The following is a 14,776-nucleotide window of genomic DNA, read 5'->3' on the forward strand; positions in this document are numbered from 1 at the left end:
GGGTAGGATAGGGGACTGCGCATACGACGCGGGCGGTCCCGGGCCGCCCGCCATCGACGGGAGGCGGCCCCATGGCCAAGGGAGACTTCGACAGGCGGGTCCAGGAGTTCATGCGGGGGCGAAACGGCCCCGACGACATGACGCGGGTATGCACGTGGGTCGCCCTCGCCCTCATCGTCGTCTACCTGTTCGTGCCGGCGTGGTGGCTGTCCGTCGTGGCCCTCGCGCTCATCGTCTACGGGTGGTGGCGCATGCTGTCGCGCGACGTGGCCGCACGGGCCCGGGAGAACGAGCGCTTCATGGGCCGTCTCGGGCCCCTGCGCCCCTGGGTCTCGTCGCCCACGGGCACCCTGCGCGAGCGCCGCAGCCACAAGGTGCTCACCTGCCCCCGGTGCGGCCAGCGGCTGCGCGTGCCGCGCGGCAAGGGCAAGGTGCGGGTGCGCTGCNGTCGCTGCGGCACCACCTTCGAGGGCCGTTCCTGAGGGAGGGGGAGACCATGAGGACCGTGTTCCTGGTGGGCGGCACCGCGTCGGGCAAGTCGTGCGTTGGCCGCGTGCTCGAGTCCCTGGGCGCCGAGCGCATCGACCTCGACGACGTCTCGCGAGAGGTGCTTGCCTCCGACGATGCCTGCGTCGAGGAGCTCGTGGACGCCTTCGGCCCCGAGGTGGCCCTGGGCGGCGCGCTGTTCGACGAGGAGGGGGGTCGCTNGGTGCCCTGCGACGGCTCCTGGTCNGTGGACCGCGCCGCCCTCGCCCGGGCCGCCTTCGCGACGTCCGAGGGGGCGGCCCGGCTCGAGGCCGTGNAGCTGCCCTACATCCGCGAGCGGCTGGCCGACCNGCTCACGGCCGTCTCGTGCGCCTCGTCGCGCCCCGCCACCTGCGTGGTGGAGGTGCCGCTGCTNGACCGCNNGGAGGNCCTCCTCCCCCTGGCCGACGACGNGGTGTGGGTACGTACGGGCAAGGACCGCCGCCNCGCGCTCGCCGAGGGTCGCGGCATGGACGGCGGGGACTTCGACGCCCGGGTGAAGGGCCAGCCCACCGACGCCTACCTCGAGGCCCGGGCCACGGCGGTCATCGACAACGACGGCGACCTCGCGACGCTCGAGCGCCGCGCTCGGGAGTGGTGGGACGCCAACGGCTTGGANGGANGAGGGGACCATGGCTGCAGCTGAGGGCTGGACGCCCCGGCGGGACAACCCCTACGCGGGCCCCGGCGACGAGGGCCTGGACGATGCCGCCGGCGGCGCCGCCGTGCCCGACCCCGACGCCACCCGGCTGGTGTCGGGCGCCGACCCGGATGCCACCGTGCTCTCCGCCGCCCAGGCCACCGTGGCCGTGGACCCCGGCGCCACGGTCATGGCCCCGCCCGCGGACGATCTCGGCGCGACGTGCCTCGCGGCCGCGCCGGACACCGTGGCCGTGGCCGACCCCGGCGCTACCCGCGTCCAGGCCCCGGCTGCCGGCGGCGCCCCCGCCGTGGACCCGACGGTCTACTCCCGGGCGGCCGCCCTCGAGCGGTCCTTAGGCACGGACGGCCGCACCGAGGCCCGTCCGGCCGCCCGCCGCGCCGCCGCGCCGCCGGCCGACCTCCAGCGCGCCCGGGCCGCCCGCGAGCTCCTCGACCGTCAGGGCGCCGCCTGGGACGACGGCGCCTGGGAGGGGCCGTCCCGCGGCAGGCGCCGCCGTGCCCCGTCCGGGGGAGCCGCGTCCAAGGCGTCCGCCTCCAAGGGGCCCCTCGGGCGCCGCCGCCTGCGGTTCTGGCGCTGGTTCCGCACCGTCCCCATCCTGCTCATGGTGCTCATGGGGGCGCTCTCCGTGGCCCTGGGGCTCCTGCCGGGCGCGNCGATCCGGCACTGGCTCTACCCGGTGCACTACGCCCAGGCCGTGCAGGACTCCGCCGAGCGCCACGGGGTGGACCCGTCCCTTGTGGCCGCGGTGATCAAGAGCGAGTCCAACTGGGTCTCCACGGCCCGGAGCGGCGCGGGTGCCGAGGGCCTCATGCAGCTCATGCCGGCCACGGCCCGGGAGCTCGCGGACCGCGGCATCGTCGACGGGAGCGTCTACGACCCCGACGACCTCTCCGACCCGGCCACCAACATCGAGTACGGCACGGCCTACCTCGCCACGCTGCTCGACTCCGNCGGCTCCACCGACAGGGCCGTGGCGGCCTACAACGCCGGNCCCGGCGCGGCGAGCGCCTGGGGCGGGGGCGACTCGGACTTCAGGGACGCCATCGAGTTCCCCGAGACCCGCCTCTACCTCGAGAAGGTCACGGAGGCCTACGAGCAGTACCGCGCACTCTACCCCGACGGCCTCGTCGACGACGCCGTCACGCGATAAGGGAGGCAGCCACATGGACCAGGGAGACACCGGCCGCGGCCGCGTGGGCGCCGGGCTCGTCCGCTTCGGGCGGGAGGGCGGCAGCCCCGACTTCTCCGTGCAGATGCCCTACGAGCCTGCGGGCGACCAGCCCCAGGCCATCGAGAGGCTCGCCCGCGGCGTCGAGGAGGGCCTGCGCTACCAGACGCTCATGGGCGTGACCGGCTCCGGCAAGACCTACACCGTGNCCAAGACCATCGAGAAGGTCAACCGCCCGGCCCTCATCCTCGAGCCCAACAAGACGCTCGCCGCCCAGGTGGCCGCCGAGATGCGCGAGATGTTCCCCGACAACGCCGTCGTGTACTTCGTCTCGTACTACGACTACTACCAGNCCGAGGCCTATGTGCCCCAGAGCGACACCTACATCGAGAAGGACGCCTCCATCAACGAGGAGGTGGAGAAGCTCCGCCACCAGGCCACGGCCAACCTCCTGTCGCGCCGCGACGTCATCGTGGTGGCGTCGGTCTCCTGCATCTACGGCATCGGCTCCCCCGACGACTACGCCGGCCTCGCCCCCAACGTGGACAAGGAGGCGCCTCTGGAGCGCGACGACTTCATCCGCAACCTCCTGGCCGTGCAGTACGACCGCAACGACCTCGACCTCCAGCGGGGCATGTTCCGCGTGCGCGGCGACTCCGTGGACGTCTTTCCGCCCTACGCCGAACACCCCCTCAAGGTGGAGTTCTTCGGCGACGAGGTGGAGCGCATCGCCGAGGTGGACGAGCTCACCGGCGAGGTCATCCGCGACTTCGACGCGGTGCCCATCTGGCCGGCCTCCCACTACGTCACGGAGCGCCCCAAGGTCAACCACGCCCTCAAGACCATCAACGACGAGCTNATCGCCCGCGTGGGCGAGCTCAAGGCCGCCGACAAGCTCCTCGAGGCCCAGCGCCTCTCGGAGCGCACGGCCTACGACCTCGAGATGCTCGAGACCATGGGGTTCTGCAACGGCATCGAGAACTACTCGTGCCACCTGGACGGCCGCAAGCCCGGCGAGCCGCCCTACACCCTCATCGACTACTTCCCGAGCGACATGGTGTGCATCGTCGACGAGAGCCACGTCACGGTGCCGCAGGTGCGCGGCATGCACGAGGGCGACCGCTCCCGCAAGGTGACCCTCGTGGAGCACGGCTTCCGCCTGCCGTCGGCCCTCGACAACCGGCCCCTGCGCTTCGACGAGTTCGAGGCCCGTATCCCGCAGTTCATCTACGTCTCGGCGACGCCCGGCGACTACGAGTGCTCCGTGAGCCAGCAGGACGNGGAGATGATCATCCGCCCCACGGGCCTGCTCGACCCCTCCATCGACGTGCGCCCCGTGCGCGGCCAGATCGACGACCTCACGTCCGAGATCCGCGACCGCGTGACGCGTCACGAGCGCGTGCTCGTGACCACGCTCACCAAGCGCATGGCCGAGGACCTCACCGATCACCTGCTCGACCAGGGCATCCGCGTCAACTACATGCACTCCGACACCGCCACGCTCGACCGCGTGGACATCGTGCGCGACCTGCGCCAGGGCAAGATCGACGTGCTCGTGGGCATCAACCTGCTCCGCGAGGGCCTGGACATCCCCGAGGTGTCGCTCGTGGCCATCCTCGACGCCGACAAGGAGGGGTTCCTCCGCAACCGGCGCTCCCTCATCCAGACCATGGGCCGCGCGGCGCGCAACGCCGACGGCCAGGTGATCATGTNCGCCGACACCGTCACCGACTCCATGCGCGAGGCCATCGACGAGACCAACCGCCGCCGCACCCTCCAGAAGGCCTACAACGAGGAGCACGGCATCGTGCCCAAGACGGTGCGCAAGGCCGTGAACGACATCTCGGGCTTCATCGAGGAGGCCGACGCCTCCGTGGGCAGGCGCAGCCGCCGCCACGGCGGCGACGGCGACGAGCTGGGCCACGGCGAGTTCTACACGCCGGGCACGGCCCCGGGGGAGGGCAGNGCCGTCCNGGTGGCCGCCGAGCTGGCGGAGCTCCCGCGGGAGGAGGCCGAGGCGGTGCTGGCCTCCCTGGAGGAGGAGATGCGCGCGGCGAGCGACGCCACGGACTTCGAGCGGGCCGCAGCCCTGCGCGACCAGGTGGTGGAGCTGCGCGCCGCCCTGGAGGGGACCTCCGAGGANGCCGTCATCGCGAGGCTGCGCCCCGGCGCCCGCAAGGGGTCGTCCCACGCGTCGCGCAAGCGCCTCGGGGGTCGGAGGAACCCCCGGCGCTAGGAAGGGGGCTAGCGGGAGATNGNCTTGACGAGCTCCTCGAGCTCCTCCTCCTGGCCGATGCCGGTGAGGAAGGCCACGCCGTTGAAGACCGGGGTGGGGAAGCTCTCGTCGGTCTTGACCACCGAGATGTAGGCGTCGGCGCCGCGCAGCGCNTGGCGCAGGTTCTTGATCTCGACCGCCTGTACGTCGGCCTCGACGCCGCGGGCNTCCAGGAGGTGGCGCACCTTGCTCGCCACGGTCTGGGACGTCGCCACGCCGGAGCCGCACGCCACGATGATCTTTGCCGCCATGCTCGTTCCTCCCATGCCGCCGGCGCCGGGGTCACCAGCGCCGGCCGTCGTCTCTGTGTCGGGTTCTCGGCGCCCGCCGGGCGCCGCCGTTGCGGGGGCCGGGCCCGTCAGGCGTTCCGGATGCGCCCCGCGACGGCCATGGCGCAGCCCACGCCGTCGGCTGCCGCGCTCATNATGCCACCTGCGTAGCCGGCGCCCTCGCCCACGGGGAAGAGACCGGCCACCGAGACGCTCTCGTATCCTTTGTCGCGCACCACGCGCACCGGCGACGAGGAACGCGTCTCCACGCCGGTGAGCACAGCCTCTGGGTCGGCGAAGCACCGCAGCTTGCCGGCCATGGCGGGGATGCCCGCCCTCATGGCCCCGAGCACCGTCTCGGGCAGGAGGCCGTCGAGCGACCCCCAGGTGACGCCGCGGGGATACGTGGGCGCCACGTGGCCCGGACCGGAGGAGGGGGTGCCGGCCAGGAAGTCACCCACGAGCTGCGCCGGCGCCCGGAACGCCCCGCCGCCGGCGGCGTAGGCCGTCTGCTCGCAGCGGCGCTGGAGGGCCACGCCCGCCAGCACGTCGTCGCCGGGGAGGTCGCCCGGGTTGACGTTCACGAGGATGCCGGAGTTGGCGTTGGCCCCGTCGCGTGCGGCCAGGCTCATGCCGTTGGTGACCACCCCGTGGGCCTCGCTCGCCGCGGCGACCACGTAGCCGCCGGGGCACATGCAGGACGAGTAGGCGGGGGCCGCGCCGCGCACGTGGGAGACGAGCTTGTAGGGGGCGGCCCCGAGCAGGGGGCTGCCGGCGGCCGGGCCGTACTGGCAGCGGTCGACGTCGGCCTGCAGGTGCTCGATGCGCGCCCCCATGGAGAACGTCTTGCGCTCCATGGCCACGTCGAGGTCCCGCAGCAGCTCGAAGACGTCGCGGGCAGAGTGGCCGCAGGCGAGCACCACGCAGGAAGCGGCGAGGGTCTCGGCGCGTTCCGGCCCCGGCGCCCCCACGGGCGCGTCGGGCGAGGGGGCCGGCCGCCCCTCCCGCCAGGCCAGCTCCACGCCGGTGACCCTGCGGCCGAGGCCGGAGCCCTCCACCCTGAGGCCCGTGAGGCGGCAGCGCTGGCGGACCTCGCCGCCCAGGCGCTCGACCTCCCGGGCGATGTGGGTCACCACGCGGGGGAGCACGTCGCTGCCCACGTGGGGCTTGGCCTCGAACAGGATGCGGGGACTCGCGCCGCCGGCCACGAGGGCCTCGAGGATGGCGCGGTGGTAGGGGCTCCTCGTGCCCGTGGTGAGCTTGCCGTCGGAGAAGGTCCCGGCGCCGCCGAGGCCGAACTGTATGTTGGACTCGCAGTCGAGCTCGCCCGTGCGGTCGAACCGGTCGATGAGGGCGGTACGGCGCGCGGCGTCGTCGCCACGCTCCACGAGCACGGGGCAGAGACCCTGGCGGGCGAGGGCCCAGGCGCAGAAGAGGCCCGCGCAGCCGGCGCCCACCACCACGGGGCGCTCGCCGTCCGAGAGGGGGGCGCCGGAGACCAGCGGCACCGGGTTGCCGTCGGGCTCCACGACCTCCACCTTGGGCCCGCGGCCGCGGCGCCCGATGGAGGACAGGAGCGCCCGCTCGGAGTTGGTGCCGCCGCGCATGAAGCAGCGCACCGTGTAGACCACGGTGATGGGCCTGCCGCGGCGCGCGTCTATGGAGCGGCGGCGGATCTCGAGGGAGGCGATGGCGTCGGGCGCGACGTGGAGCCGTTTCTGGGCGGCCTTTCGGACCGCGGCCATCTCGTCACCGGCACGCTCGAGGTCGCGCAGCGGTACGGAGATGTTGGGGACTTCGATCATGGGGCCTTCCCGGGCAGAGTGGTCGTTTCTCCCCTTGTTCCCATGTTTTCAGGGGAGTGGNTTCAGGGGAGCAGCAGGCTTGAGAGGNCGCATCGGCCGGCCCTCAGGCCGGAGAGCCACGCGAAGGCGAGGTTGTACCCGCCGCAGGGGCCGTCCACGTCCAGCGCCTCGCCGCAGACCGAGAGGCCTGGCACGGAGGGCACGGCCAGGGTGGAGCCGTCCACGGCCGAGGCGGCCACGCCGCCTCGGGTGACCTGCGCGGTCTCGGGGTGGGCGAGGCCCGTCACCGAGAAGGGCAGCGCCTTCACGAGGGACGCCATGGCCTCGGCCGGGTCGTGGGAGCCGGACGCCTCGCGGGCGAGCACCTCGGCCACGGCGGGGTCGATCAGGCCGTCGGCGCCATGGGGCCTGAAGCGGGGGCCCACGAGCGAGGCGACGTCGTCCAGGGAGGCCTCGGGGGCGAGGTCCACCTCCACGGCGTCCCCGGGCACGGCCTGGCGCGAGAGGTCGAGCGACACGATGCCCGAGAGCGCCCCGCTGCGGAACAGCACCTCTCCGCGCCCTTCCCAGACGGGCGACCCGCCGCGCAGGAGCCGCACGGCGCCGCGGGCGCGGCGGCCTTCCAGGGCGTCGGCGAACGAGGGCGCCACGGCCACGGGGCAGAGGACGGGGGAGGTGGGCGTCACGTCCACGCCGAGGGGCCGCAGGGCGTCCTGGGAGCCGCCGCCGGCGGCCCAGACGAGGCGCCGGCAAAAGAGCGTCCGCCGGCGCCAGCCGCCGGTGCCGCCGTCCTCGCGGAAGCGTTCCTCGTAACCCACGCGGAACCCACCGTCCGCGGCCTCCACGGCGGTGACGGGGCGCATGGTCCCCACGACGGCGCCGGAGGCCGCCACGGCCTGCAGCAGGACCGACCTGACGGAGCCGGCCGCGCGGCTGCGCGGGTAGATGCGGCCCTCCTCGTCGTCCCAAGCGAGGCCCAGGGCGCCGAAGAGGTCGAGGACGTCGCTCTCGGGGGTGGGGCCCATGGCGGCCCCTGCGAGGGCCGGGTCGTTGTAGCGCTCGGGGGAGAGGTCCGCGTTGGAGAGGTTGCACCGCCCGTTGCCCGTGGCAAGGATGGGCGCGCCGGCCCGCGGGCCGGCCTCGAGGCAGACGACCGACGCCGCGCCGGCCCCCTCGCGCGCGGCGGCGAGGGCGGCGCAGAGGCCGGAGGCGCCGGCCCCCACCACGCAGACGCCGCAGGAGTCGGGGACGGCCTGGGAGGCGGCCTCCCTGCGGGCCACGGCCCGGGCATGGAAGCGGCGCCCCTTGGGGGAGCCGGCGCGGGCCACCTCAGACCTCCTCGGGGGTCATGTCCACGGTCTCCTCGGCGGTCGGCTGGGGCACCGCGCCGTAGGCCGCCTCGTAGCGGGCGTCCATGGCGGCGACGTCGGGCACGGGGGCCGGCTCGTTCCCCAGGGCGAGCACGCGGGCCACGGTCTTCGGCAGGAAGTCGGCGGGCAGGCACCTGGCGAGGTCGCCGGCGTCGCAGGCTGCCGCCAGGGCCGGGTCCTGGGGCAGGCGGTCGAGGGCGGCCACGCCGGCGAGCTCGCTGTCCCGCTCCAGGTGGGAGGGGCCGAACACGTCGATGCGCTCGCCGCAGTGGGGGCAGGTGGCGTAGCCCATGTTCTCCACGAGGCCGAGGACGCCCACGCCCATCTTGGCGGCCATCTTGACGGCCTTGCCCACGATCATGGAGACGAGGTCCTGGGGCGTGGTGACGATGACGGTGCCGTCCACGGGGAGGGCCTGGTAGACCGTGAGGGCCACGTCGCCGGTCCCCGGAGGCATGTCCACCACGAGCACGTCGATGGGGCCCCAGGAGGTCTGGCTCCAGAACTGGCGGATGGCCCCGGCCAGCACCGGGCCGCGCCAGAGCACGGGGTCGTTCTCGTGGGCCAGGAGCATGTTGGCGCTCATGACCTTGATGCCGAGGGGTCCCACGGCCGGCAGGAAGAGGTCGCCGATGGTGGTGGCGTGCCGGCCGCCCAGGCCGAGCATGCGGGGGACCGAGGGGCCGGTGATGTCGGCGTCAAGGATTCCCACCTTGAGGCCCCGGCGGGCGAGCTCCACGGCGAGGCTGCAGGAGACGAGGGACTTGCCCACGCCCCCCTTGCCGGAGACCACGCCCACCACGCACGCCACCTCCGAGAGGGGGTGCTGCTCGAACCTCTGGGGCGCGCCGCCGTCCCTGTCTGTGGAACCGTCCTTCTTGGAGCAGGCCATGGGCCCTCCTTCACTGTCGCGGTGTGTTCACTCGGCCCATTCTACTTCCGTCCGGGGCCCCGCCCCTTCCGGCCCCGGCCGTCGGGCCCGAGAGGAAGAAGGCCCGGCACCCCGGGAGGGGGTGCCGGGCCCGGGAGGGGCGCCGCCGCCCTCTTTGGGCNAGGTTAGANCAGGGCGCCGCCGTCCACNGAGACCACGGTCCNGGTGACGTAGGAGGCTCTGTCGCTCGCCAGGAAGCAGAAGACGTCCGCCACCTCCTCCGGCGTGCCGGGGCGCCCCATGGCGATGCCCTGGGAGATGCGGGCCACCACCTCGTCGGGCAGGGCGGCCACCATGTCGGTGGCNGTGACCCCGGGCGCCACGGNGTTCACGCGGACCCCGGCGGGNGCGAGCTCCCGGGCGAGGGACTTGGTGAGGCCGTTGACGGCGAACTTCGAGGTGGGGTAGCCCACGCCGGACCTCTGGCCGTAGAGGGAGACCATGGAGCTCGTGTTGACGATGGAGCCGCCGCCCTGGGGCACCATGATGCGGGCCGCCGCCTGGCACCCGTTGAACACGGCGGTCACGTTGAGGTCCATGGCCTTCTGGAACTCCTCGGGGGTGTAGTCGAGCAGGGGGGTGGACTGGGAGATGCCGGCGTTGTTGACCATGACGTCGAGCCGGCCCCACTCGGCCACCACCTCGTCGAGGGTCGACGCCACGGCTGCGGCGTCGGTGAGGTCGGGGGCCATGCCCATGACGGGGGCGTCCCCGGCCTCGGCGCGGAGGGTGGCGAGGGCGGCGTCGACGGTCTCCCGGCGCGAGCCCCAGAGGGCCACCTTGGCCCCCTCGGCGAGGAACGCCCTCACGCAGGCGAGGCCGATGCCGCGGGTGCCCCCGGTGACGACGCAGACCTTGTTCTCGAGAAGCATGGGTCTTCCTTTCTCGTAGGGCCCCGCTCCGGGGCCATCGGTTGAAAGTATGACAAAACGCGGCCGCCCGCGCCGCGTCCTCCCCGCTCCGCCCGGTCGCAGGGGGCCGGCCGCGCTGTGCCTGTAAGTACCAATATCCGTGCTCCCAGAGGGAAAAAGGCAACCGGTGACGTTGACTTCGATTTCAAGGAGGTTTAGGCTGCTTTTAAGGATAAATTAAGCGTCTGGCCCGGAGGCGGCGTTTGGAAGAGGGGGCTCGATGACACAGACCGGTCGGCCCCTCGGCGGGCTGCCCCTTCTCGAGCGGCCCATGGGACGCCGNACCTTCCTGCGCTCCTGCATCGTCGGCGCCGCCGCCCTCGTTGGCACGGCCTCCCTGGCCGGGTGCTCCGGCATCGAGGGGTTCCTCGANCCCCCGGCGGTCTCCCAGGCCTCCNACCGCGTGGNCATCGACTGCGCCCACCCCGCCTACGAGATGCTGGTGGACCCCTCTGTGGACCGGTCCCTTCCCCTGGAGAACCGCGACTACAACGTCAGCGGCTTCGACGCCTTCTTCCTCAGCCGCGTCTCCGAGGGGCTCGGCTGCCGCCCCCGCATGGTCGACGTCGACCATGCCGATCTCGCCGACTACCTCAAGCGCGGCTACATCGACGTCGCCGTCTCCTCGGTGTTCAACGGGTCCCGCGACACCGGCATCACCTTCTCCGACCCCTACGCGGCGGTGGACCTCGCCGTGGTGTGNCGGGCCGACTCCCGCTTCGCCGGAGCCANCTCCCTTGAGGCCCTCGAGGGGGCCCGCATGGCCGCCCGCTCCGACACCGACCTCGACCGGGCCATATCCCAGGTCCCCGGCGCGGTCCACGTCCCTCCCTACGGGTCCCGCACCTACCCCTGCCTCAAGGTGGTCTCCGGCGAGATCGACGCCACCGTGGTCGACCGTCGGGGCTTCGAGCAGTGCGCCGGGGTCTTCCCCGAGCTTGTGGTGGCTCCCATCCCCCCTGCCCAGTGCCCCCGGGCCGACGAGGGGTCCCTGCGCATCGCCGTGCGCCACGACGACACCGCCTTCCTCGACAGCCTCAACCGGGTCATCGCCGGCATCACCGACGAGGATGCCTCCCAGATGTGGAGGGATGCTAAAGAGGTCTCGCCCCGCACCCTCCTCGAGGTCTGAAACGTACAATTGTTCGGTTGAGCGCCATGGCGCCGTCATCGAACAGCTGCACGTGAGGGGGAGGTTCGCCCAGTGGCATCCAACGCGATCGTCATCCGCGGTGCTCGGGAGCACAACCTGAGAGACATCGACGTCACCATCCCGCGCAACGAGCTCGTGGTCATCACGGGCCTCTCCGGCTCGGGGAAGAGCTCCTTGGCCTTCGACACGATCTACGCCGAGGGCCAGCGGCGCTACGTGGAGAGCCTGTCCAGCTACGCCCGCATGTTCCTCGGACAGATGGACAAGCCCGACCTCGACTCCATCGACGGCCTGTCGCCGGCCGTCTCCATCGACCAGAAGACCACCTCCAAGAACCCCCGGTCCACCGTGGGCACGGTCACGGAGATCTACGACTACCTCAGGCTCCTGTTCGCCCGGGTGGGTACGGCCCACTGCCCGGAGTGCGGGCGCGTCATCGAGCGGCAGACCACCGACCAGGTGGTGGACAAGGTCATCGAGGCGGCCGACGGCCGCCGGGCCTTCGTCCTTGCCCCCGTGGTCCTCGGCCGCAAGGGCGAGTTCGCCAAGCTCTTCGCCGACCTGCTCAAGGAGGGCTTCTCCCGGGTGCGCGTGGACGGCGAGGTCATGGAGCTCGAGGACGGCATCAAGCTCGACAAGAAGTACAAGCACACCGTCGAGGTGGTGGTCGACCGTGTGGNGGNGAGGNCCTCCTNGCGCAGCCGCATCGCCGAGGCCGTGGAGCAGGCCTGCCGCATCGCCTCCGACAAGGTGGGCGTCTACGTGCTCGCCCCCCGGGAGGCCGGCCCCGACGCCCAGGGGGAGCTGCTCCAGTACTCCCTGGCCCTCTCGTGCCCGGTCCACGGCCATTCCATCNACGACCTCCAGCCCCGGGATTTCTCGTTCAACGCCCCCTATGGCGCCTGCCCCGACTGCGACGGCCTGGGCATGCGCCGGGTTGTTGATGCCGAGGCCCTGGTGGAGAACCCCGACGCCGCCGTGGACGACGGGGTCTTCGGGAGCTTCTTCGGGCGCTCCAACTACTACCCCCAGATCTTCCGCGCCGTGGTGGTCCATTTCGGCGTGGACCCCGCCACCCCGTGGAAGGACCTCCCGGCCAAGGTGCGCCGGGCGCTGCTCGACGGCCTTGGGTCCACCAAGGTGCGGGTGGACTACCATACCCGCGACGGCCGCGACACCCACTGGCTCACCNNCTTCTCCGGCGTGCGGTCGGTGCTCTTCGAGAAGTACACCGACTCCTCCAACGACAAGGTGAAGGCGCGGCTCGAGAGGTACATCCGNGAGGAGCCCTGCTCCCCCTGCGGGGCCGCCCGGCTCAAGCCCGAGTTCCTCGCCGTGACCGTGGGCGGGAAGTCCATCTGGGACGTCTGCTCAATGAGCTGCCGCGACTCCTTGGAGTTCTTCCAGAGCCTCCAGCTCGACGAGCGCCAGGAGTTCATCGGAGGCCGCGTGGTGCGCGAGATCGTGGAGCGCCTGCGGTTCCTGGTGGACGTGGGCCTCGACTACCTCACCCTGGCCCGGGCCAGCGCCACGCTGTCGGGCGGCGAGGCCCAGCGCATCCGGCTAGCGACTCAGATCGGCGCCGGTCTCATGGGCGTGCTCTACATNCTCGACGAGCCTTCCATCGGTCTCCACCAGCGCGACAACGACCGCCTCATCCACACCCTCGAGCGCCTGCGCGACCAGGGCAACACCGTCATCGTGGTGGAGCACGACGAGGACACCATCCGCGCGGCCGACTACGTGGTGGACATGGGCCCCGGCGCCGGGGAGCTCGGCGGCGAGGTCGTGTGCGCCGGCACGCCGGCCCAGGTCATGGCCTGCCCCGACTCCCTCACGGGCGCCTACCTGTCGGGCCGCCGCATCATCGCGCTGCCCNAGNCCCGCCGCGACCCGGGTCGGGGCGCCCTCACCATCACGGGCGCCCGCCACAACAACCTCAAGGACGTCACCTGCTCCGTGGAGTTCGGCACGCTCACCGTGGTTACGGGTGTCTCGGGCTCGGGCAAGTCATCCCTGGTCACCGACACCCTCGCCCCGGCCCTCACCAACGCCGTGCACCGGTCCCAGCGCCCTGTGGGCGAGTACGGCACCCTCGAGGGCGTGGAGGCCATCGACAAGGTCATAGACATCGACCAGGCCCCCATCGGCCGCACACCCCGCTCCAACCCGGCCACCTACATCGGCCTCTGGGACGACCTCAGGGCCCTCTTCGCCTCCACGCCGGAGAGCCGCCTGCGCGGCTACTCGCCGGGGCGCTTCTCCTTCAACGTGCCCGGCGGCCGCTGCGAGGCGTGCAAGGGCGACGGGCAGATAAAGATCGAGATGAACTTCCTGCCCGACGTCTACGTGCCCTGCGAGGTCTGCCACGGCAAGCGCTACAACCGCGAGACCCTCGAGGTCACCTACCACGACAAGACCATCAGCGACGTCCTCGACATGTCGGTGACCGAGGCCCTGGCGTTCTTCGGCGCCATCCCGCAGGTCCGCAACAAGCTCCAGACCCTCTACGACGTGGGCCTGGGCTACGTGCGCCTGGGGCAGCCCGCCACCACGCTGTCCGGCGGCGAGGCCCAGCGCGTCAAGCTCGCTAAGGAGCTCCACCGCCGCCAGACCGGCAAGACGTTCTACATCCTCGACGAGCCCACCACGGGCCTCTCGTTCGAGGACGTCCGCCAGCTCCTCGACGTCCTGCAGCGCCTCGTGGACGCCGGCAACACGGTGCTGGTGATCGAGCACAACCTCGACGTCATCAAGGTGGCCGACCGCATCATCGACCTCGGCCCCGATGGCGGGGACGGCGGCGGCACGGTCGTGGTCCAGGGCACCCCCGAGGAGGTCGCTCAGAACCCGGCGAGCGTCACCGGGCGCTTCCTCGCCCCCGTGCTCGAGCGGACCCGCCTCTTCGAGGCGGGGGAGGGCGCCTCGTTGGAGACNCCCCNTTAGGGGTNCCCTNCGNAGTGCCTTGTGTGATCTCGGGGAGGGGGCGCCACCATGGCACGGCGCGAGAAGGGGCCGACCAAGACCAACGCCATGCGCGAGCTGGACTCCGCGGGTATCGCCTACGAGGCCCGCGAGTACGAGCACGGCGTCGGCGTCCCCGGCAGGCACCTGGGCGACTCCGTGGCCGCGGCGTTGGGGGAGGACCCCGACGCCTGTTTCAAGACGCTGGTCTGCGAGGAGCCGTCCGGCGGCCACGTGGTCTGCTGCGTGCCGGTGTCGTGCGAGGTGGACCTCAAGAAGGCCGCGGCGGCCGCAGGTGTCAAGCGCCTNGAGCTCNTGCCGGTNGCTTCNATCGAGCNCCTCACGGGCTATGTTCGTGGAGGGTGNTCCCCTGTGGGCATGAGGAGGCCGTTCCCCACTATCATCGATGAGGCGGCAACGCTCTTCGACTCCGTCGCGGTGTCGGGCGGCCGCCTGGGGCTGCAGCTCGTGCTCGACCCCACCGACCTCGTGGCCTTCACGGGGGCGCACCTGGCCGACATCACGCGTGAGGGGAACTGAGATGGCGCAACGTCGCCCGAGGCACATGGCGGCCCCCGGCCCACGGCCCGAGAGGCGCGCCGACCCCGGCCCCGGGACCGACCCGGGCTCGACCATGATGTTCGTCGCGGCCTTGGAGGCATCGCGCAAGACCCAGGCGACCGCCCCCACGCCCGACCCCCGCGCCGAGCGCGCCGATCGCTCGCTCCGCATCGCCTCCGG

General features: G+C 72.4%; 13 protein-coding genes. 8 read left to right on the plus strand and 5 right to left on the minus strand.

Annotated elements, in window-relative coordinates:
* Nucleotides 1-71: 71 nt before the first annotated feature.
* From JX283_RS05680 to uvrB, 4 genes are all read left to right on the plus strand, one after another.
* Nucleotides 72-482, plus strand: coding sequence for a hypothetical protein (locus JX283_RS05680; RefSeq protein ID WP_204829716.1), 411 nt, complete (start codon nt 72-74; stop codon nt 480-482).
* A 14-nt stretch (nt 483-496) separates the two neighbouring features.
* Nucleotides 497-1,171 carry a dephospho-CoA kinase gene (locus JX283_RS05685; RefSeq protein WP_204829717.1) on the plus strand — a complete coding sequence of 225 codons (675 nt, stop codon included), beginning with the start codon at nt 497-499 and terminating at the stop codon, nt 1,169-1,171.
* Complete coding sequence (locus JX283_RS08490) at nt 1,158-2,339, plus strand: lytic transglycosylase domain-containing protein (protein ID WP_239652489.1); 1,182 nt, start codon at nt 1,158-1,160, stop codon at nt 2,337-2,339. The genes JX283_RS05685 and JX283_RS08490 overlap by 14 nt, the downstream gene beginning before the upstream one ends.
* Before the next feature lie 13 nt (nt 2,340-2,352).
* Nucleotides 2,353-4,593 carry an excinuclease ABC subunit UvrB gene (uvrB, locus tag JX283_RS05695; protein ID WP_255533464.1) on the plus strand — a complete coding sequence of 747 codons (2,241 nt, stop codon included), beginning with the start codon at nt 2,353-2,355 and terminating at the stop codon, nt 4,591-4,593.
* A gap of 8 nt (nt 4,594-4,601) precedes the next feature.
* Here uvrB and JX283_RS05700 read toward each other — a convergent pair whose 3' ends face one another.
* From JX283_RS05700 to JX283_RS05720, 5 genes are all read right to left on the minus strand, one after another.
* Nucleotides 4,602-4,883, minus strand: a complete 282-nt coding sequence (locus JX283_RS05700; protein ID WP_204829718.1) for a PTS sugar transporter subunit IIB — start codon at nt 4,881-4,883, stop codon at nt 4,602-4,604.
* A 107-nt stretch (nt 4,884-4,990) separates the two neighbouring features.
* A complete protein-coding gene (locus JX283_RS05705) occupies nt 4,991-6,706 on the minus strand; it encodes an NAD(P)/FAD-dependent oxidoreductase (protein ID WP_204829719.1) in 1,716 nt (571 codons plus the stop codon).
* 62 nt (nt 6,707-6,768) lie between these two features.
* A complete protein-coding gene (locus JX283_RS05710) occupies nt 6,769-8,034 on the minus strand; it encodes an aminoacetone oxidase family FAD-binding enzyme (RefSeq protein ID WP_305082428.1) in 1,266 nt (421 codons plus the stop codon).
* A 1-nt stretch (nt 8,035) separates the two neighbouring features.
* Nucleotides 8,036-8,968 (minus strand): Mrp/NBP35 family ATP-binding protein, encoded by a 933-nt coding sequence (locus tag JX283_RS05715; RefSeq protein ID WP_135977650.1) that lies wholly within the window; start codon nt 8,966-8,968, stop codon nt 8,036-8,038.
* A 164-nt stretch (nt 8,969-9,132) separates the two neighbouring features.
* Nucleotides 9,133-9,879: an SDR family NAD(P)-dependent oxidoreductase gene (locus JX283_RS05720; protein ID WP_204829720.1), complete on the minus strand. Its 747-nt coding sequence runs from the start codon at nt 9,877-9,879 to the stop codon at nt 9,133-9,135.
* Between the two features lie 259 nt (nt 9,880-10,138).
* Between JX283_RS05720 and JX283_RS05725 the strand changes: the two genes are divergently transcribed.
* The 4 genes from JX283_RS05725 to JX283_RS05740 all read left to right on the plus strand — a co-directional run.
* The gene (locus tag JX283_RS05725; protein WP_204829721.1) at nt 10,139-11,050 is read left to right on the plus strand and encodes a transporter substrate-binding domain-containing protein; all 912 of its coding nucleotides are present in this window, start codon (nt 10,139-10,141) and stop codon (nt 11,048-11,050) included.
* A 72-nt stretch (nt 11,051-11,122) separates the two neighbouring features.
* A complete protein-coding gene (uvrA, locus tag JX283_RS05730; RefSeq protein ID WP_204829722.1) occupies nt 11,123-14,017 on the plus strand; it encodes an excinuclease ABC subunit UvrA in 2,895 nt (964 codons plus the stop codon).
* A 48-nt stretch (nt 14,018-14,065) separates the two neighbouring features.
* A complete protein-coding gene (locus JX283_RS05735) occupies nt 14,066-14,575 on the plus strand; it encodes an aminoacyl-tRNA deacylase (protein WP_204829723.1) in 510 nt (169 codons plus the stop codon).
* A gap of 1 nt (nt 14,576) precedes the next feature.
* Nucleotides 14,577-14,776: hypothetical protein (locus JX283_RS05740; RefSeq protein WP_204829724.1), on the plus strand; the 200-nt coding region annotated here is incomplete at its 3' end.

The organism is Olsenella sp. CU969 (genome assembly GCF_905219715.1).
Taxonomy (GTDB): Bacteria; Actinomycetota; Coriobacteriia; order Coriobacteriales; family Atopobiaceae; genus Granulimonas; species Granulimonas faecalis.

Coding starts and splice junctions, on each gene's coding strand:
- JX283_RS05715 (WP_135977650.1), bottom strand. CDS start 8,968: ATGGCCTGCTCCAAGAAGGACGGTTCCACAGACAGGGACGGCGGCGCG.